This window comes from Paenibacillus sp. sgz302115, from assembly GCF_056120445.1.
In genome coordinates this window covers 25,787-46,127 of record NZ_JBVYOK010000003.1, presented here as the reverse complement: position 1 = coordinate 46,127, position 20,341 = coordinate 25,787, and the positions used below count along the sequence as shown (strand labels likewise).

Below are 20,341 nucleotides of genomic sequence, written 5' to 3'. Positions count from 1 at the left end.
TTGTAAATGCTCAATGCTTAGCTTCTTCGCCGGAACCTAGCTGCAGCAAATATTGCAAAAGCGTGCGCACCATTACGCCGGTTGCTCCCTTGGGATTAACTCCGCGTTCCTTGGAGAGAAATGCCGTTCCGGCGATGTCCAGGTGAATCCAGGGCAACCCTTCAGCGAACTCACCGATGAACAGCCCTGCCGTTGTAGCTCCGCCGTATCTTCCGGCAGCATTGCGGATATCCGCCACCTCGCTTCTCAGCATCTCACGGAACTCAGGATATACCGGCAATTGCCATACCCTCTCTCCAGAGCGCCTGGAAGCTGCCAAGAACGCCTCCATAAACAGTTCATCGTTAGTAACCGCTCCAGTTGCTATATCCCCCAGAGTAGACAACACAGCGGCTGTCAGCGTCGCCACATCAATAATTCGTTCAGCCCCCCATTCCAGGGCATAAGTGAGCGCATCCCCCAGCACAATCCGGCCTTCGGCATCGGTATTCAATATTTCTATGGTTCTGCCGCTTAACGAGGTGACAATATCTCCAGGCTTGAAGGCATTGGCCGCAGGCATATTTTCGGCGGAAGGAATCACCATCACGACATTAATCCTCGGCCGTAAAGTACCAAGTGCCTCCATGACGCTAAGCACAGCCGCCGCACCACCCATATCACTGATCATGTTCTCCATGCCTGGCGCTCTTTTCAGGGAAATTCCGCCCGTATCGAAGGTTATGCCTTTGCCAACAATTCCGGTAACGTTCTCCCACTGGCTGGTCCCCTGATAGCGGATCACGATCATCCTCGGAGGGTGGACACTTCCTTTGCCGACAGCCAGCAAACCGCCCATGCCCTTTTGTTCAATTTCCCGTTCGTCCAGTACCTCTGCCGGAAATCCATGACGCTCTGCAATCTCAATAGCTGCTGCGGCAAGCGCTGAAGGCGTTAGCTGATTGCCTGGAAGATTAGTGAGATTACGGGCAAAATTCGTGGCTTCGCCAAACGTTAACCCCCGCATGATCCCTTGATTCCAATCCGTTGTCTCAGCCGCTTCTGCTTTCCGCTCCATATGAAATATAACGGAATCTAAGCCAGTGTAAAGCGGCTGCTCCCGCTTATAGTGTGTTCGCCGGTACGCACCCAGAACGAGCCCCTCCGCGAGTGCTTGCGCGGTCTCTTCAGCCCCTTCAGCCGACAGCAAATTCAAGCTATCCGCAACTTGGATGATTAATCTGTCTGCCTTCAGCTTATGAGCAGCACGGACGATTTGAACGGCCAGCAGGCGCAGCTCCTCCGCTCCCAGCAGCCCGTTTCCGCTTCCCGCCAGAATAACGACGGGAAATTCAGTCTGCTCTCCTGACCCTACTGGTAGAACGTAAATTTGATTCAATTTGCCGTTAAAAAGCCCGGTCTTAGCTAATAGGCCCACGCTTTTTTTCCATTCCCCGGCGAAGCTCCCGGCTTCAATCTCAGCTTCAGCCACAATAATACACAGCGCATCTCCCTCAAGTCCCGAAGACGGGCTGCCGCTGCTCCACTCAATCTTGATAGAAATCCCTCCAAGCTGTTGTCCGATAATTAGTCCACATTCATTAACGCAGCAAGGCTGATCTCCCGCACCAGACGCGCATCGCAGGAATCAGCCTCTTTTGAACTTTATTATATCTCAGTATGTCAAGAATTACTGAATCAGCGGCAAAGAAATAACAAAACGTGTGCCTTCGTTAACCCTGCTGCTAACGGAAATGTAGCCGCCATGATTCTTGATGATCTTTTCGCTGACGGATAATCCCAGCCCTGTCCCATTCTCCTTCGTCGTGAAAAAAGGATTAAACAACCTGTCCAAGGTGCAAATATCCATGCCTTTACCGTTGTCGGAAATAAAAATACGAACCTCGGCGCCTTCTCTTCGCGCTCCGACCTCGATTTTGCCAACCGAATCATCGACCTTTTCAGTAATCGCTTCCATTGCATTTCTTATCATGTTAAGGACGACTTGCTTCATCTGTTTGATGTCGCCGGATATAATCATGTCCCCCTGAAGCGGATGGAGATTGATCTCACAGCCCTTCATCAAGGCTTCGCTTTCTGTCAGCAGAACCACCTCTTTGAGCAGCGCAGCCACCGGAATCATCGCGACCTGCGGTACCGAAGGCTTGGAGGAGGTCAGAAACTCATGAATAATATCATTCGCCCGGTCAATCTCGGCGAGAATAATCTTTGCATACTCCTCTTTGCCCAGCAGGTGAAGATGGGGGTGGAGCAATTGAATAAATCCCCGAATCGCGGTGAGCGGATTGCGGATTTCATGGGCGATTGAAGCAGATAATTTGCCCAGCATAGCCAAGCTGTCATTCTGGTAGGCCGTTTGCTCAATCAGCTTGTAGTCAGAAATTTCTTTGAAGGTGAACAAGGCGCCGCCCTTCATCTGCTCCCCGCTGCACAGAGACACCCTCCAATAACGCCCGTATTCATCTACAAACTCATAGCCCGGCTTTCCCAGCTTTATCATTTCATGGTATCCGCGAAGCAACAGCTTCTTCTTAAAACGGCTTAACTGAATATTGGATAACAAATGAACCATAGTGCAGCCCAGGACAGAATGAAGGTTCAGTTCAAGTATGCTGTACATCTGCTTGTTCATGAATGTAAGAATACCATCTTCATCAAAAAGCATAATCCCACTGTCAATGTGTTCCAGTACATCCTCGTATGTAGTGTTCATCGGTCCAGATTGAAACGTTCTTGCCGGCAAAAGCAAGCTTTCCTGATATTGGCTTATCACGATACGAAGTTCCCCCTTTACTGCAATTGACGAAGACGCTAAGCGACATCAAATTACTATGTATTTGAGTATATGACGAAGTCGCCAGAACATTCGGAAATCGTATTATTTTATCCAACCGTTTCAACTATATTCCAATCATATCCAAGAGAAGAAGACAACGCAACAAGAGAAACTGTCGAATCACAAAAATATCCATAAAATGATTCTAAAGACACATATTTTATCGAGGCAAAGCGACTCCTCATCGCAGAAACACTTCCGAAAACACCCTTAAATCGAAAAAAAAGAGCCCCCGCGGCTGCGAAGACTCCTATGATGTAACACTCAAGACAGCGCCGCTGATTAGTGCGTCGTGTCTCAAGCTTTTTGCTGCAGGCGATGACGCCGCTGACTCATTACTGCCAGACGTTTCTTCAGCTCACGTTCCCATTTAGTATCCTCGATCTGTTTGGCGACAGCCAGCAGGTCCAGCGCCATATCAATCTGGCTGCGCACAATGCTCAGCGGATCTTCGCTCTCCACATTGATGACATTCTCGAATATCGCTTCCTCTTCTTCCATCACGTAGTCCTGAAAATCAACATCCGTAACGCCGTCGCCATGCGCATATTCCGCCAAAATTTCATATTCGTTTTCGACCTTATAATGCACCTCTACCCGGTGGCAGACCGGACAAAAAAGCAGGGGAACATTATGGACTTGCGTGCGATAATGCTTTAGGGTTCCCTTCGTTCCAACCATACTCGCTCCACAGCAAAAGCTCATTTTTGTTCACCCTCCTTGGTAATTTACATTGTCTTCATATTATTGTATTACAAAATGGCAGTGGAGATTCCTCTCCCCGAAGCTATATGCCCACCCTCAAACGGAATTTCCGCACCTATGGAAGGTTTGGAGCAAAAAACCCCCTTGCCGGGAATGACTCCCGCAAGGAGGTTCTCTTAGTATATCAAGGATCGCGGCTTATGATTCGCCGGACTTACAGGTTCTTGTCACCCGGTTTCCAGTTCATAGCGCACAGTCCGCCTGATTGCAGGGCTTGCAGTACACGAAGCGTTTCTTCTACGCTGCGGCCTACATCATTGTGGTTAACCACTTGATATTTCAGTTCACCGTCAGGATCAATGATGAACAATCCGCGAAGTGCCACGCCTTCTTCTTCAATCAGGACACCGTAATCACTGGCTACCTTCTTCGTAATATCAGACGCCAGCGGGAAGTTGATCGCTCCCAGACCATTCGACTCCTTAGGTGTAGTAATCCATGCCTTGTGGCTGTGGACCGAGTCGATGCTCACACCGAGAATTTCAGTATCGAGTGCTGCGAATTCAGATGCTGCTTCGCTAAGTGCTGTAATTTCCGTAGGACATACGAATGTAAAGTCAAGCGGATAAAAGAAGAATACAAGCCATTTGCCGCGATAGTCGGACAAGCTCACCTTACCAAAATCTTTGCCGTCGCCCGTTACGGTTTCCATTGTGAAATCCGGGGCTGGTTTACCTACCAAACGTTCTGCCATTGCTTAAATCCTCCTTTGAATTATGTAAGAAAAACAATTGTCAGGATACAACTTCCGGCGCAATATGCTTTTCTTGATCGGATGAGTTGGTTGCTGTCTTGCTTATGACCAAATGGTATCATCGTACAAAAATAAAGTCAATATTACACTCATTACTTTTTTATAATTATTATAAATAAGCAACTTTTTGTGAAGTTTTTTGTTTTTCTGCTTCAAAGGAGGATTCTTGTGGTTATAATTTTAGGCTTTGCGGATCGCCGCTACAATGAGATCGCCCATCTCCGATGTGCTGATGGCCTTGCTCTTGTCTACAGCGATATCGCTCGTACGGTGTCCGGCATCCAGCACCTCAGCTACAGCGGCCTCAATGGCAGCGGCAGCAGCCTCATAGCCGAAGGTCAAACGGAACATCAGGGCTAGCGACAGAATCGTAGCAATCGGGTTGGCCAGACCTTGTCCGGCAATGTCAGGCGCAGAGCCGTGCACCGGCTCATACAGGCCGTAGCTGCCTTCTCCCAGCGAAGCTGAAGCCAGCATGCCGATTGATCCGGTCAGCATCGCCGCTTCATCGCTCAGAATGTCGCCGAACATGTTCTCGGTAACGATGACATCAAAGCTCGAAGGACGGCGCAGCAATTGCATTGCACAGTTGTCGACGAGCACATGCTCGAGCTCAACCTGCGGATATTCCGGGGCAATCCGGTTCACAACCTCACGCCAGAGACGGGAGGTCTCCAGAACATTTGCTTTATCGACACTTGCCAGCTTGTTGCGGCGTTTGCCGGCAATTTCAAAGGCTTGGCGCACAATACGCTCTACTTCCGCTACATTATATACGCAAGTATCCACTGCTTCTTCACCGAACTCACCCTGGCGGCGCAGCTTCTCGCCGAAATAAATGCCGCCGGTCAATTCGCGCACAACCATAAGGTCCGTGCCTTCCAGCACTTCCGGCTTCAGCGTGGATGCATCCTTCAGGCAGTCAAAAACAACGGCTGGACGCAGATTGGAGAAGAGTCCCAGCGCCTTGCGGATACCCAGCAGCCCGGTTTCCGGGCGCAGCTCCTTGGGATTGTTATCCCATTTCGGTCCGCCAACCGCTCCAAGCAGTACAGCATCTGCACTGCGGCAGATGTCCAGTGTATCCTCAGGCAGCGGTGTTCCCCGTTCATCAATGGCGATTCCGCCAAACAGCGCCTCCTCGGTTTCAAAGGCGTAGCCGAACAGCTCTTCTGTTTTTTTCAATACTTTCAGTGTTTCTGCCACAACTTCAGGTCCGATACCGTCCCCGGCAATTACGGCGATTTTTTTGACCTCGCTCATTCCTGTCACTCCTCTGATGTTCTGCGGATCGCAGACATAGTTCTTCTGTATATTGTTGTATCATAACCGCGTCCAAAGGACAAAGATATAGATTCTATTGAAGTGATAGCTTTTAACTATAAGCTGATAACGATTGAATCAGAAGGTGGATTGTTCCGAATAGAAAAAGAGCCGTCAAGGAGATTATTCTCCTTGCAGCTCTTCTGATGCTGGAACAGCCTCAGAACGAATTAGCCTCAGTAACCTGCGTATTCTTCCTCAAAGCTGCCGAAGTCTCCTCTTCCCCAGCCGGGGCTGAGTTTTTGATAAAGAATGCAAGCAGCAAGCCCACTATCCCAATACCAACAATTACAAGATACGCATCATTAATTCCCTGAATTGTTGCATGCATGATCAGGCTCTCCTTAGATGAGTTCGCAGCTGCGCCGGAGGCCAGCATATCCTGCATATGACTTTTCGTACTGGATGTCATGACAGTGACTAGCAAAGACGTGCCAATGGCACCGGCTACTTGCTTGATGGTGTTGGAAATGGCTGTTCCGTGCGCATTCAGGCTGGCAGGAAGCTGATTGAGGCCTGTGGTTGTGATCGGCATCAGAAACAGAGCCATCCCAAGACGGCGTCCCGTAGACATCAACAGCAAATACGTATAGCTCGTTGAATCCGAGAGGTTGACGAACCCTAATGTCGTTAAGATCGTAATCGCCATACCGATGACAGACAGCCATTTTGCGCCAAACCGGTCGAAAAGCTTGCCAGCCACTGGCATCATTACACCCATTAGGAGCGCACCGGGCAACATGAGCACCCCGGATTCTAAAGCCGTGTATCCTCTGACATTCTGCAAATACAGCGGAAGCAGCATCATATCTGCATACATTACCATCGTAACCGCGATATTAATAATGGTCGTCAAAGTGAACATGTTATATTTGAATGCTCTAAGGTCGAGAAGCGGGCTTTTGGAGCGCAACTGCTGTACCGTGAATACGGCCAGAGAGATAACGCCTACCGCAAGTGACACTATCACTTCCGCACTTGACCAGCCCTTGCTCCCGGCTCTGCTGAAGCCATACAGTAAAGTGCCGAATCCGATGGTTGAGAGAATGACTCCCATAATGTCCAGTTTGGGAAAGATTCGCTCAGTAACATTTTTCAGATAGAAATGGGCAATAGCAATAACTAAAACGACAACCGGAATCATTCCTTCGAACATTGTGCGCCAGCTATAATGCTCCATGACATAACCTGCAACCGTAGGACCGATAGCCGGAGCAAAAATAATCGCCAAACCGACGATCCCCATTGCGACACCCCGTTTTTCCCGGGGGAAGATGGTCAGAATCACATTCATCAGCAGCGGCATAATAACCCCCGCACCTACCGCTTGAATCATCCGTCCTGCCAGCAGAAGCTCAAAGGAGTTAGCAAATGCGGAAAGAACCGTACCTCCGAGGAAAACAACCATTGAGGCCTGAAACAGCTCGCCGGTTGTAAAACGCTGCATAAGATAGGCTGTAATCGGAATAAGCACTCCATTAACCAGCATGTAGCCTGTAGTCAGCCATTGAGCCGTAGACGCCTGAATGGAGAATTCCCCCATCAATACCGGGAGGGCAACGCTCATGATGGTCTGATTCAGAACGGCGATGAACGCCCCCAATATCAGGACAAACAATAAGGGTCCTTTCTTAATAGAACTGCTGTCAAAACCTGCTGCACTCATTTTACTCAATCCTTTCACATTTTACATTCCATTTAATAAACAGAGTGTTGTATAGTTAACTAATGTAAAGGATTATAAGTTCTTCACTTCGACTGTGCAATCAACAGTATTTTGCTAAATGTTTATTAGTTTACAGGAATCAAAAATTCGTGGTCTATCAGGAACTTAAACGACAGTTTGGTGCGAATTTGTAGTGTACATTTTAATTTGGAAGGATTAGGTTCCCATGTCAAAACCTCTACCAAGAACAGATCCGCGCGTATTGCGTACCCGTAAATTAATCCAGGATGCTTTTGTCGAGCTGCTTCAAGAAACGGATATAGAAAAAATCACGGTCAACCGTATCGCAGAACGCGCTACCATCAATCGTGTCACCTTCTATCTTCATTACAAGGACATCCCGGACATGCTGGAAAAGATGGCGGATGAGATGATCAGCGACTTCACTGCCCTTCTGGAGAAAGCTCCAGAGCATAGCGGCTCCAAAGACGGGCATTGGGCCATATTTGTTCAAATCCTCGAATTAATTGCGGATCGTTCGAACCTCTATAAAGTGCTGCTCGGTTCCAGGCGGCTGCCGGTATTTACAGAACGCCTTACTCTTCTGATTGTTGATTTTATCAAGTCACGAGTCCTGAACTCTTCGTCCAGCGAATCTCCAGTCAATGTTCCGGCGGATATCCTTGCCTGGTACGGTTCCTCCGCCTTCATCGGTACGATTGTTTTCTGGCTTCGCAACGATATGCCTTATACACCGTCCTATCTCGTCAATCAATTGTCGTTATTGGCTCCATTTGCTTCAAGTCCGTCAAGCCCATAAAGTGAAACCTCCTCCGCTGATTTGCTCTTGTTTCTTCAGTTGTTTACAATTAGTATGCAATAGTTAATTTAAGGATAGGCCATTACAATTTAGAGGAGTGATTGTGAGGTGCAATACGCAAAGCTTGGCAAATCCGGTATGAAGGTCAGCCGTCTCTGTCTGGGAACGATGAATTTCGGCCCGATTACAGACGAGAAAGAAGCCTTCCGCATTATGGACGCTGCGCTGGAGGCTGGAATCAATTTTTTTGATACCGCTAACATCTACGGCTGGGGAGAAAATTCCGGGCTCACGGAGACGATTATCGGCCGCTGGTTCAAGCAAGGCGGCGGACGGCGGGAAAAGGTTGTGCTGGCCACCAAGGTCTACGGCGCCATGAGCGATAAGCTTGACGGCCCCAATGATGAGCGCGGCCTCTCCTCCTATATCATCCGCCGCCATCTCGAGGGCTCGCTGCAGCGGCTGCAGACCGACCATATCGAGCTGTATCAAATGCACCATGTAGACCGCAGCGTCTCCTGGGACGAGCTGTGGGGCGCCTTTGAGCTTGCCGTCAGCCAAGGCAAGATCGGTTATGTCGGCTCCAGCAACTTCGCCGGCTGGGATATCGCCGTCGCGCAGCAGGAGGCCAAAGCCCGCGGGTTCCTTGGGCTCGTATCGGAGCAGCATAAATACAGCCTGACCTGCCGTCTGCCTGAGCTGGAGGTGCTGCCCGCTTCCCAGAATCTCGGGCTTGGAGTGATTCCCTGGAGCCCGCTCGACGGGGGACTGCTTGGCCGCAACGCGCTCAAGAAAATCGAAGGCAGCCGCAGCGGCGGCAATGCTGAGCGCGTAGAGAAGTATAAGAGCCAGCTTGAGGCATTTGCTGAGCTTTGCCTTGAGCTTGGCGAGCCGCAGGATAACGTCGCCCTCGCCTGGCTGCTGGCGAACCCGGCCGTGACAGCGCCGATTATCGGACCGCGCACGCTGGAGCAGTTCGAAAGCGCGCTGCGCAGCCTTGAGGTGGTTCTGGACGAATCCGTGCTGAAGCGGCTGGATGAAATCTTCCCCGGACCGGGCGGCGCAGCCCCGAACGCTTACGCTTGGTAAGAGCAGCGTAAAGCCCGGCGAAGCTGAGTGCCAAGCCCGCGCCTCTAGTGGGCAGCTATAATCAAAAAAAGGAGCTGTTCCCCCGGCAGAACATCTGCTGGGAGGACAGCTCTTTTTTACTGGATTACTGCGCTGTATCCACTGTTACTGATCCGTTGCTGCTAGACAATGTAACGTTATGCGTTCCACTGCCAAGGACAACCGTTCCATGACTGTTGTCGTCTCCATCCCAGTTGACATTGCCCTTCAGCGAGCCGTTGCTGGTATCGGCAGTGATCTTGGCATCCGTTGCTGCCGGAACGCCTACAACAATCTTGCCATTGCTGGAGGAACAATCCCAATCGCCTGTAATCGGCGAGTTGATTGTGATTCTGCCGTTGCTGCTCTTAGCAGTAACCGAACCGTCGATATTGCTCAAATTAAGGGCACCATTAGAGCTGACTAGCTTCACTTCACCCTGCAAATTCTGTACGGTCAGCGCGCCGTTGCTGGTATGTGCATCTACACCGCCGGCAACATCATGAATGTCCAGCTTCCCGTTGCTGGTATCAACTTCAATACCGGACTGCAGCTTTCCCGCTTCTATGGAACCGTCGCTCGTTTGGACTTCAACCTCCAGATTCCGGGGAAGGCTGACATTCAGATAAGGGTCCTTGAAGTTGAATCCAATACGGATACCGGCAAGCCAGCCCATGTCTCCTTCCAGCTCCATGATCAGCGTGTCTCCTTGAGGCGTCACTTTCCATTTCTGCGCAAGTGCGTCCGTGGCTTCACTTTCCGAGCTTCCCGGCAGCTCCAGCTTGCCTTCATACTCTAGCGAGCTGCCTTCCACACCTTCAACTTTGACCTTCCCGGCCGGCAGTTCAATCCTTACTTTCTTGATCTCCGCCTTCACGTCCACTGTTCCATTAACCGGAACAAGCTGTGTCTTGCCGAAAATTCCGCTTAGCGAGCCGCCGGCCACAGCCGACTGGGCTCCACTGGCAATAACCAGTACAATAATCAGAACTATGGCCCAGCCGCTTACACGGGTTTTGGCATCCGATTTGATGAAGAGCCTCAGCAGCATTTCCACTCCAAAAAGAATAAGCAGCGCGGGCCAGATATAATTCAGCGCTTGGTAGGTAATTACATCAAACTGGGCCAGTACAATAATGACGCCCAGTGCGATACAGCCCAGAGCTGCGGTAAAGCTGCCGATTTTCCATCTCCCCATGGATAATTCCCCATTTCTCTATACTTTTGAATTTTTCTTCAGCATTCTCAGCCCGTAGCCAATCAAGGCCAGTGCCAGCAGAATGGAGCCAATATTCATTTCGGTAAGCAGCTCCCAGAGCCCCGGGAAGGTGGTAACAATAAGCAGCAGAATTCCTGCACCTACACAGCTGAAACCAACCCAGACCGGACTCACATCATCACTTGGATAGGGCGGAGCCGAGGGCATCCCCATGCTCCACGGCGCTCCGAAGCTGTCCGGATGGAACATCATCCGTTCGTGCTCTTCGGCGGATATTTTCATCCAGGCTGCTTTCTGCAGGGCATCAAATAATTGATAGAACCATAGCGCCGCCAGCACAAATGGAAATACCGTAGGCATGGAAGGGATCAATATAATACAGAGCGATGCTCCCAGCATATATTCAAGTCCCATTTTTTTGAACCCCAGATACATATGGCCGAGTCCTGGAATAATGGCCAGAAAAAAGGTAAGCCAGCGTCTTTTCTTAATCATATAATATCCTCCTATTTGAAAGTACTTTTACTTTTTTGCTCCGTTATGGTCCAGCCAGGCGCTGACTGAAGTAGACATATGCCCGTTAATCTCAGTAATTCCGTATGCCATATCTTTGAATACACCGAGCTGCAGCAGGATGAGAGTCAGACCAACCGCGACTCCATAGTGCACCCATGAGGTTCTCGGAGCTGTGCGGCGTCTAGCCGTCGTGGCTCTGACCGCACGTTCCCGGCGTACCGTCTCGAGCTGCTCAATATGAGCCATCACACCCGCAGTAATATCAGGATAGTCCTGTGCGTGCACAGACTTCTGATCCATCTCCATTTCATTCCATAGTGCCGCCATTTCCCTGGCTTCCTCCAGCCACTGCGCGCAGTCCTGGCAAGACTCGATGTGCAGGCGGATTCTCAGCTCCACCTCGGGAGACAACAAACCGTCAATATAGTGCGGCATCCACTCTTTTACTGTTGCACAATTCATCGCCAATCCTCCCCGCTTTTGCGCATCATCTGTCTGGCCCGATACAGCTGTGATTCCACCGTTTTTACGGAAACACCTTTCTGGTCGGCAATTTCCTGATAAGAGTGACGCTGAAAATAATACATCTGCACGACCGACCGGTACGGCTCCGTGAGATTGTTTAGATTCTCGCCAAGCGCCTCGGATGCTTCCTTGCGAAGCAGCGCATGCTCAGGCGTTTGCGATGTCACCCAGTCGTTCTCGGTATAATCTGCCGTACTGCGGTGCCGCCATTCCCTGTCATTGGCCCGTTTCCAGTCCAGACAGGTCCGGTAAGCGATCCGGTACAGCCAGGTAGAGAACGACGATTGCCCTCTGAAGGAAGGGAGCGCCTTGTAGGCTTTGATAAAAACCTCCTGGGCCATATCCTTGGCTGACTCGGCTTCTCCTGTAATCTTAATGCATACCCGATACACCATGCCTTGATAACGCGTCACCAAATGCCCAAAGGCCTGATGCTCTCCGTTTAGCACAGCAGATATCCATTCTGTCTCTTCCAAGGTAGTTCTCCCCTCCTTCAGCTTCATAACGTTAGACGCCGGACAGATGACATCCCCTGCACCGAATAAAATAAATTTTTGAGCCGGCCAAAAAGCCCTCTCCCCCTATATCCTACAGCAGGTTCCTCCACTATAGAAGGAAAAACAGAGGTTTTTGTCGAAATTAGCTATTATTACTACTTAAAGAAATGGTGAGATAATAATGATTCGAGCGATGCTTGTGGATGATGAACGGCTTGCTCTCATGAAATTGAAGCTGATGCTGGAAGAATTGACAACAGTAGAAGTAATCGCCACTTATACCGATCCGGCCGAAGCTGTTACTGCAGCGGCAAGTCTGGCGCCTGATGTTATTTTTCTGGACATTGATATGCCCGAAATGAATGGGGTACAGGCGGCGGAGGCCATGCAAAGCGAGTACCCCCGGGCAAGCATTGTATTCGTTACCGCCTATAATAGCTATGCCGTGGAGGCCTTCGAGCTATACGCCCTTGATTATGTTCTGAAGCCGGCACGGCGGGACCGCCTGCTCAAGACCATCCAGCGGGTGGAGGAACGATTGAGCCAGGAGCAGAGTCTCATCATGAAACCCGCAAATGAGATTATGATCCGCAGCTTTCAATCCCTGCGTTTTGAGCGGGGCGGCCAGCCGCTGCCGGCTATCCGCTGGCGCACCTCCAAGGCTCAGGAGTTATTCGCCTATTTATTTCATAACCGCAACCGTTTTGTCAGCAAGGACAGCTTAATTGAGCTGCTCTGGCCGAATGCCAACCTCAAAAAGGCCTCAACTCACCTATATACAACTGTGTATCAGGTACGTCAGTGTCTGAAGCAAGCAGAGATTGAGCTGCAGATCAGCAATGTCAGCGGCGGCGAGGGATACACCCTTGAGACGGGAGACTTGCTCATCGACAGCTTCGAATGGGAGAAAAGCATCCTTGCCCAGAATGCGATAAACCCCATGAACTATGAGGAGCATCAACGTTTGTTTGATTTCTACTCCGGAGACTATTTGAGCGATTACGATTATCTGTGGGCGGAGAGTGAACGCCAGCGCCTGCGGACCATTTGGCTCCATCATGCGATGGGGATCGCCGAATTCTATGTGGACAGCGGAAAAATTGCCGAAGCGGTAACCGTGTACCAGCGGATCGTGAAGCTTCAGCCTTATTTTGAGCAGGGTTACTTGGGGCTTATGAAGGTATATGACAGCATTGGAGAGCGCTCGGCGGTCGAAGACCAGTATAATATTCTCACGGAACTTCTAAACCATGAGCTCAGTATCGAGTTGCCGGCGAATATTAGAACCTGGTATGAGAATTGGAAAGAACATAACATGAAGAGCCTATAAGATATTCTTGAACAAAAAAATAAATGCCAAAGACACCCGACCTGCACGGAATGTCTTTGGCATTTTTTAATATTACTGGTCTGCTGCTTCTAGTCTTGCTTGAGGCTACTCCGGTTTCTTGGGTGACTTAAATCTTCTCGCCAGAATAGCTCCCAGAATAATAAGTCCACCGCCTGTTAAGTACAGCGGGAGAGGACTCTCTTCTCCGGTCTGTGGAAGCTTGCCAGGCAAACCATCGTCCGTAGTATCGGTTACCGTACCTTTTGGCACTTCATCGACATCTACTTCAATGACCACCTCTTCCTCATTGCCGTCCTCATCGGTCAAGATAATTGTAAATTTGTCTTTTCCCGTATACCCCGGGTCAGGAGTATATTTCCATTTGCCATCCAGTGTGATAGTTACCGTACCATGGGCTGGATCATTACCGATGCTTGGAACGCCGCCTAGCGGGATCTCACCTTCGATCGGGATATCCTGAAGCGTAGTAGCCGATGTAGCCTGCGGAGCGGCCGGCGTACTGGTTGCCTTTGGCGTCTGTACTGGCGTAGCGGTTGGCGATGCAGACGGCGATGCACTTGGCGATATAGTTGCCGTTGGTGTCGCTGTTGCCGATGGTGCAGGCGTAACAATGACTCCTGGTATCGTCGATGTCACTGGTGTCGGTGTTGAATAATCCGGCACCGGAATCGGCGTTGGTGTTGGTGTCGCTGTTGGTGTTGCCGTTGGTGTCGCTGTTGGTATCGTTGTTGGTGTTGCTGTAGGTATCGCTGTTGGTGTCACTGTTGGTGTTGCTGTTGGTATCGCTGTTGGTGTTGCTGTTGGTGTTGCTGTTGGTGTTAATGTCGCTGTTGGTGCTACTGTTGGTGTTGGTGTTGCTGCTGGTGTCATTGTAGGTGATACCGTCGGTGTTGCTGTTGGTGTCGGTGATGCTGTCGGCGTTGCCGTTGCAATCTTTTGGTTAGGAACAGTTAAGGTTGTTGCTGCTGTTGAACCAAACGTCACAGGTATTTTGGCAGAATTAACAATATACCCGGCAGGGGCAGCGATTTCCTGTAATACATAGCTTCCCGGCCACAGGTTTTTAAAGACTGCCTTTCCTGCCGCATCCGTTGTTAGTGTGCTGAAGAGCACTTCGGTTGAACCGGATTTCCGGTAAAGCGCAAAGGTGGCTCCGCTCAGCAGTGAATGATCTGCCGCATCCTCTTTTACAACATTCAGAGTTTTTCTGGTGCCTTCTCCCACCCCGTCCGCTGTAGAGAGGGCAACGATGATATCCTTGGTGCTTTGCTTGGTAATCGTAGTAGAGTTCTCTCCGCTCAATTTCACGCTGTTGGACACCTTATCGTTATTATTGGCCACAATCAGCGACTCGTACTCGAGAATGTAGGCTTTCTCAATAGGTGCCTTGAAGGAGAGCACAAATTGCTGTTTGCCCGTATCCTCATCAGTGCTGATTACAAGATCGTAGTCCGTTCCCTTGCTCAGAGGCGTTGTTACTTTGGTGATGTCGCCAGCCGCATTGACCGTGGTCGGGTACAGCTTGAACGAATCAGCCACCAGAATTTGATTGTCGCTTGGATCATCGGTCAGAACAGCTTTTTCTACATACGACAAGCTATAGTTGATGTTAACGGACCACTTGATCTTAGTATTGCTTTGTGTTCCGCTTTTCGAGACGAATTCATTCGCCTTCGGTATAGTCAGCGAAGCGGTCAAATCCTGAGATTCCTTGTCGCCTTCGCTGTACAGGTTCGCGGTATTGTAAATCGTTGGACTATCGACCAGCTCCCCTTGCAGGCTTGTTTTGAAAATAACATAGTAGGCCGTATTAATTGGCTTTTTGAACTGTACTTCCAGCAGCTTGCTGCTATCGGTATAAGCTACTGTATAATCTGTACCGAGTGTAAGCTTGGTCGAGCCTTTGGTGGAATTCCCGTCTTTGCCGACAGTCAGGTCATACACCTCTACCGAACCGGGAACGTACTTCTGCTGGTCAGTGAGAGTATCTGTTACTTTTGCGCTGGCAAGCGGGTTGCGGTTGTAATTGACCCCGATCGTCCAGGTAATTTCCTTGCTCACCGCATTGTACACACCGTTCTTGAATCCGTTAGCCTTTTCCGATGGGTTCGGATTAAAGGTAGCCGTATCGGTCTTCGTGTTCACAGTGGTCGAGCCGGGATCTTTCCATTCGATTGCAGCTTTATTCTCAAATTGGGCTGCCTTAGTCAACCAATTGTAGTCAAGCCATTTGTTATCGAAGTAGGTCTCGTATGATATGGTATAAGGTCCGGTGATCTGCGAGTCGAATTTTACGTCAAACCCGGTGGACTCATTCTGATTCTCAATCGTGAAGCCCGAAGTAATCGTGCTTGCACCTTTCTTAACAACAATAGTGCCTGGAACAATCTTTAGTCCCTTATGGGTAAAGACATCCTTAACGACTACCTCATCCATCGGGTAGCTGTCACCATTGATGGACACGGACCACTTTACAGTTTTCAAGGCATAGTTGTAGTCGGCAACACTTTTATTGATAATCACCTGACTGATATCGCGTGTTGCTGAAGTACTTACCGTGCCTGATGTAACCGAGTTGCTAATCGTCTCATCGTTCAGTACACGATTGATGGCTTTCGTCTGGTATTTAATTTTATAGGCGCTGTTGATATCGCTGTTGAACTTCAGTTCAAAACCGTTCTTGCCGCTAACCGGAACTGAAGGTGCACTCACCGTATAATTGTTCACCTCAGTGGGATCTGCAACACCTGCAGAGTTACTCACGAAGCTCACCGGGAACACCTGCATAGAACCTGCTACCAGCTCTTGAGTGTTGTTGAAATAATCCTTGAGCACGGCGTCAGCCTGAGCAACGGTTGCCTCGTTGTAGTTATAATTGATCTCCCAATACGTAACCTGTGTTGCGGATTTGTAGTCGCTGGAGATTTTCTTCAAAGGCGAGCCGTTGCTGACGTTAACTGTTGCCGACGCCGTCGCTGCCGCCAGCCCGGTACCGCTGAAGGATGCATTATTGGTGAAGCTCGTCTTGGTAGAATCGGTGATATCCGTAGTAAATTGAACCCGGTAAGCTCCCGTGATAGGTGAATCATTAAAAGCAACGTTCAGCTTCCCGCCCGGGGTTGTAGCCACATAACGGGAAGAAGCGATTTCCGCCCCCTGGGTGACTGAGCCGTCCAGCTTCACATTAAGCTCATATACCTTTACATCTAGCGGACTCACTAATGCAAGACCTGCCGGAAGCGTATCGGTTACACTCGCTCCATAGACATTTGACAGAACCTTATTCACGTCCACGGACCAAGTGATTTTTTTGGCGTTTAAGTTGTTTGCATTAGAGCCGACAGCTACGCCACTTTTGCTAATTGTAGAGGGGACATCAGGAATAAATTGAAGCGTTACCGTCTGGTTGCCTCCGTCAATCGGAAATACAATCTTCTGCACGGTCGTTTCCGTGAAGCTGGCTTTATCGAATTTCGTGCTGATGGTAAAAGACCCATGCACTCCAAAAAATTTGTCAGTGTCATTGTCATCGCCAAAGGTCATCACAACCTTGTTGGGGCTGCCCTTCAGCACATCGAAATGGCCCAGCGTAATGCCGTCCGACTTAAGCGGGGTACCCATGATGTCACTGGCAAGCACAAAGTTATTGGGCAGATTAAAACTATATGTAGCCCCGCCATGATAAGTATCATCCGGAAGCGCCCAATCATAGCTCAGCTTAACCTCGGCTCCCTGCTTGTAGACCACATCCGTTACAGGAACACCATTATCATATACGGACATGGTTACACTGGTAATGATATTATCAGTGATCTGTGTCGATGCTGCACTAACTTCTGTGTTGAAGCCAAACCCATAAGCACCTTGTACGATTAGTATAAGAAAACTAAGTATGACTGCTAATCTTTTTTTCAACATCGTTTTACAACAAGCCTCCCTTTCTTTAGTTCAAATATTTGTGCCAGCAACTGTAACTGTAATCTCCCCACATGAACAATTTCTGAACAGATATGAACAAAGCAAGTAGAAACGGCTACGCCGTCCTTAAAAGGACGGTATCCGTTTCAGCGAGAAATATAAGGATGATTTATGGCGTAAAACATATAAATCCTTATATTTTCACAAAAAAAAGCCGCCCAAACCGTAGATTCGCTCTACAGTCTGGACAGCTTCTATTGTTTTTTTCTTATTTAAATAAAGTGAAGGGCTTTACAGGCTCGCGTGATCGTGCTGTGTAAAGGATTTACGCTTCTCCAGCAGCTTGTTCAGCGCATCCAGATAGGCTCTTGCGCTCGCCTCCAGAATATCCGTGCTGAGACCACGTCCCTGTGCGGCAACCCCGTCTTGCGACATTACGACATGAACCTCGCCCTGCGCGTCTTTGCCCCGGCTTACCGCTTTGATCGAATAATCTCCCAGCGTAACTTCCTCACCAGTCGCCTGGTCAATAGCGTTGTAGATCGCATCCACCGAGCCATTGCCTTCAGCAACTGCAACAATCGGCTGCGGCTCCGGCCCGTTAATAACTACCTTGGCCGTTGGCGTAGCTTCATTGCCATACGTCACATAAATCGTCTGCAGACTGAAAATTTCCGGCGTATCAATCAGACGCGCTTCCAGCAGCGCCAGTATGTCCTCATCAGAGACTTCCTTCTTCTTATCCGCCAGATCCTTGAATTTCGCAAAGGCAACATTCAATTCTTCCTCGGTAAGCTCATAACCCAGATCACTGAGCTTGTCACGGAACGCATGGCGGCCGGAATGCTTGCCGAGCACCAGCTTGCTCTCCTTAAGTCCAATCGTTTCCGGTGTCATGATCTCGTAGGTGGTCTTCTCCTTCAGCATGCCATCCTGGTGAATCCCGGACTCATGGGCAAAAGCATTCGCTCCAACAATCGCCTTGTTGCCAGGGACGACCATCCCGGTCAGCTTGCTGACCAGACGGCTGGTACGGGAGATTTCAGACAATACCAGCGAGGTCTTCGCACCAAAAAATTCGCTGCGGGTCTCCAGTGCCATCGCCACCTCTTCAATAGCGGTATTGCCGGCACGTTCGCCGATGCCATTGATCGTACCTTCAATCTGATCCGCACCATTCTGAATCGCAGCAAGGGTATTGGCGGTAGCCATACCAAGGTCATTATGACAGTGGGCACTAAGCTGTACCTTCTCGATGTCTGGCACGGTGTCTTTGAGGAACTTGAAGATCGCTCCATATTCCGAAGGGTTCAGGTATCCCACAGTATCCGGAATATTGACTACACTTGCACCTTCACGAATCGCCATCGCCACCATTTCGGCCATAAAATCACGTTCTGTACGGCCAGCATCCTCAAGCGAGAATTCCAGCTTGGAAAAATACTTCTTGGCATAGCGGATCGCTGCCTGCGCGGTTTCCAGCACCTCTGCCTTTTCCATCCGCAGCTTATGCTGCCGGTGAATCGGTGAGGTCGCCAGGAACAGATGAATGCAAGGGTCCTGCGCCCCCTTCAGCGCTTCACGCACCGCGTCGATGTCGCTTTCTCTGGAACGGGATAGGCCGATCAGCGTGACGTTCTTCACGGCTCTCGCCACTGCATTTACCGCAGCCAAATCCCCCGGCGAAGCTGCGGGAAATCCCGCTTCCATACGGTCAATTCCCAGCTTCTCGAGCTGGTATGCGATTTCTACCTTCTCACGTGTGTTCAGATTCACACCCGGCGACTGCTCTCCGTCACGCAGCGTCGTGTCGAACACATATATTTTCCGCAAGCTGAGCACCTCCTGAAAAGATTGTCCCTAAACCCTCAAATGCGGCCCGCAAAATTAGGGCCGCATCTGAGAATCACACTATAATACATTCATTATCTCAAGGATATGAGACTATTTTTTGATCCAGTGCATCATTTCACGCAGCTGGCTGCCCACTACTTCAACCGGATGAGCGGCTTCATTGCGGCGTGTAGCAGTCAGGAAGGCACGGCCCGATTGGTTCTCAAGGATAAAGTCACGTGCGAATTTACCTTGTTGAATATCGCTGAGAACTGCTTTCATTGCTTTTTTGGTTTCATCAGTAATGATACGCGGTCCAGTTACATAATCGCCGTATTCCGCAGTGTTACTGATGGAATCACGCATTGTTGCAAGTCCTCCTTCATAGATCAGGTCAACGATCAGCTTCATTTCATGCAAGCACTCGAAGTAAGCCATCTCAGGAGCATAACCTGCTTCTGTAAGTGTTTCGAAGCCGGCTTTGATAAGCGCGGATACACCGCCGCAAAGCACTGCCTGCTCGCCGAACAAATCTGTTTCGGTTTCTTCACGGAACGAGGTTTCAATAACCCCTGCTCGGGTACAGCCAATACCTTTGGCATAAGCAAGACCGATAGCTTGAGCATTACCGGTTGCATCCTGTTCAATTGCGATCAGGCCGGGAACGCCAAAGCCTTCAACATAAGTACGGCGAACCATGTGGCCCGGGGATTTAGGGGCTACCAGCAGCACGTCCGCATCCTTAGGAGCAACGATTTGGCCAAAATGCACGTTGAAGCCGTGGGAGAACATCAGCGCCGCACCTTTTTTGAGGTTCGGTTCGATCTCATTTTTATATACGGATGCCTGTGTTTCGTCCGGCATCAGAATTTGCACTACATCTGCACGGGATACTGCTTCAGCTACCAGCAATACTTCAAAGCCGTCATTTTTTGCGGTTTCGAACGATTTACCTTCACGAAGGCCGATGACAACTTGAAGACCGCTGTCACGCAGGTTCTGTGCCTGGGCATGCCCTTGGCTGCCGTACCCGATTACTGCAATTGTCTTCCCTTTTAATACACTGAGTTCTGCATCCTGTTCATAGTACGTTGTCACTGCCATTGTCAATATCCTCCTTTAATTTGGGACCCATCGTAAAGAGCGGGTGCTTCAAGAGAGCCGGCAAGCATGTAATTAAGTTCGGGCTGCTCCTCAAGCCCCCGCTCTTT

At 49.8% G+C, this 20,341-nt stretch carries 16 protein-coding genes; 3 read left to right on the top strand and 13 right to left on the bottom strand.

All coding sequences use genetic code 11. The features are described from left to right. Positions 1-10: 10 nt before the first annotated feature. The 6 genes from AC0LWN_RS08460 to AC0LWN_RS08435 all read right to left on the bottom strand — a co-directional run bounded on the left by AC0LWN_RS08460 (position 11) and on the right by AC0LWN_RS08435 (position 7,344). Positions 11-1,471 (bottom strand): leucyl aminopeptidase, encoded by a 1,461-nt coding sequence (locus AC0LWN_RS08460; protein WP_474664228.1) that lies wholly within the window; start codon positions 1,469-1,471, stop codon positions 11-13. Positions 1,472-1,669: 198 nt separating this feature from the next. Further along, a complete protein-coding gene (locus AC0LWN_RS08455; RefSeq protein WP_458964400.1) occupies positions 1,670-2,773 on the bottom strand; it encodes a two-component system sensor histidine kinase NtrB in 1,104 nt (367 codons plus the stop codon). A gap of 360 nt (positions 2,774-3,133) precedes the next feature. Further along, the gene (locus AC0LWN_RS08450; RefSeq protein WP_458964401.1) at positions 3,134-3,541 is read right to left on the bottom strand and encodes a hypothetical protein; all 408 of its coding nucleotides are present in this window, start codon (positions 3,539-3,541) and stop codon (positions 3,134-3,136) included. Positions 3,542-3,755: 214 nt separating this feature from the next. Further along, complete coding sequence (locus tag AC0LWN_RS08445) at positions 3,756-4,295, bottom strand: peroxiredoxin (protein WP_458964402.1); 540 nt, start codon at positions 4,293-4,295, stop codon at positions 3,756-3,758. 240 nt (positions 4,296-4,535) lie between these two features. Beyond that, positions 4,536-5,618, bottom strand: a complete 1,083-nt coding sequence (gene leuB / locus AC0LWN_RS08440) for a 3-isopropylmalate dehydrogenase (protein WP_474664226.1) — start codon at positions 5,616-5,618, stop codon at positions 4,536-4,538. 220 nt (positions 5,619-5,838) lie between these two features. Beyond that, a complete protein-coding gene (locus tag AC0LWN_RS08435) occupies positions 5,839-7,344 on the bottom strand; it encodes a DHA2 family efflux MFS transporter permease subunit (protein ID WP_474664224.1) in 1,506 nt (501 codons plus the stop codon). Between the two features lie 226 nt (positions 7,345-7,570). On the opposite strand from AC0LWN_RS08435, the gene AC0LWN_RS08430 reads away from it, so the two are divergent. Beyond that, entirely contained in the window at positions 7,571-8,164 is a 594-nt protein-coding gene (locus tag AC0LWN_RS08430) for a TetR/AcrR family transcriptional regulator (protein WP_474664222.1), read from the top strand. Between the two features lie 108 nt (positions 8,165-8,272). Next, entirely contained in the window at positions 8,273-9,253 is a 981-nt protein-coding gene (locus tag AC0LWN_RS08425) for an aldo/keto reductase (protein WP_474664220.1), read from the top strand. A gap of 124 nt (positions 9,254-9,377) precedes the next feature. Here AC0LWN_RS08425 and AC0LWN_RS08420 read toward each other — a convergent pair whose 3' ends face one another. Genes AC0LWN_RS08420 through AC0LWN_RS08405 form a run of 4 tightly spaced genes read right to left on the bottom strand, consistent with a single transcriptional unit; the run spans position 9,378 to position 12,007 of the window. Further along, on the bottom strand, positions 9,378-10,469 hold the full coding sequence (locus AC0LWN_RS08420) for a LiaF transmembrane domain-containing protein (RefSeq protein WP_474664218.1): 1,092 nt from the start codon (positions 10,467-10,469) through the stop codon (positions 9,378-9,380). An 18-nt stretch (positions 10,470-10,487) separates the two neighbouring features. Beyond that, positions 10,488-10,985, bottom strand: coding sequence for a hypothetical protein (locus AC0LWN_RS08415; RefSeq protein ID WP_474664216.1), 498 nt, complete (start codon positions 10,983-10,985; stop codon positions 10,488-10,490). A 27-nt stretch (positions 10,986-11,012) separates the two neighbouring features. Continuing rightward, positions 11,013-11,468, bottom strand: coding sequence for an anti-sigma factor family protein (locus AC0LWN_RS08410; RefSeq protein ID WP_474664214.1), 456 nt, complete (start codon positions 11,466-11,468; stop codon positions 11,013-11,015). Then, a complete protein-coding gene (locus AC0LWN_RS08405) occupies positions 11,465-12,007 on the bottom strand; it encodes an RNA polymerase sigma factor (protein WP_458964410.1) in 543 nt (180 codons plus the stop codon). Before AC0LWN_RS08405 ends, AC0LWN_RS08410 begins: the two co-directional genes overlap by 4 nt. A gap of 202 nt (positions 12,008-12,209) precedes the next feature. On the opposite strand from AC0LWN_RS08405, the gene AC0LWN_RS08400 reads away from it, so the two are divergent. After that, entirely contained in the window at positions 12,210-13,358 is a 1,149-nt protein-coding gene (locus tag AC0LWN_RS08400) for a response regulator (RefSeq protein ID WP_474664211.1), read from the top strand. A 105-nt stretch (positions 13,359-13,463) separates the two neighbouring features. Here the strand turns inward: AC0LWN_RS08400 and AC0LWN_RS08395 are convergent, their stop codons facing one another. From AC0LWN_RS08395 to ilvC, 3 genes are all read right to left on the bottom strand, one after another. Then, positions 13,464-17,297, bottom strand: coding sequence for a collagen binding domain-containing protein (locus AC0LWN_RS08395; RefSeq protein ID WP_474664209.1), 3,834 nt, complete (start codon positions 17,295-17,297; stop codon positions 13,464-13,466). A gap of 291 nt (positions 17,298-17,588) precedes the next feature. After that, positions 17,589-19,130, bottom strand: coding sequence for a 2-isopropylmalate synthase (locus tag AC0LWN_RS08390; RefSeq protein WP_474664207.1), 1,542 nt, complete (start codon positions 19,128-19,130; stop codon positions 17,589-17,591). A 111-nt stretch (positions 19,131-19,241) separates the two neighbouring features. Beyond that, on the bottom strand, positions 19,242-20,234 hold the full coding sequence (gene ilvC, locus AC0LWN_RS08385; protein WP_474664205.1) for a ketol-acid reductoisomerase: 993 nt from the start codon (positions 20,232-20,234) through the stop codon (positions 19,242-19,244). Between the last annotated feature and the right edge of the window lie 107 nt (positions 20,235-20,341).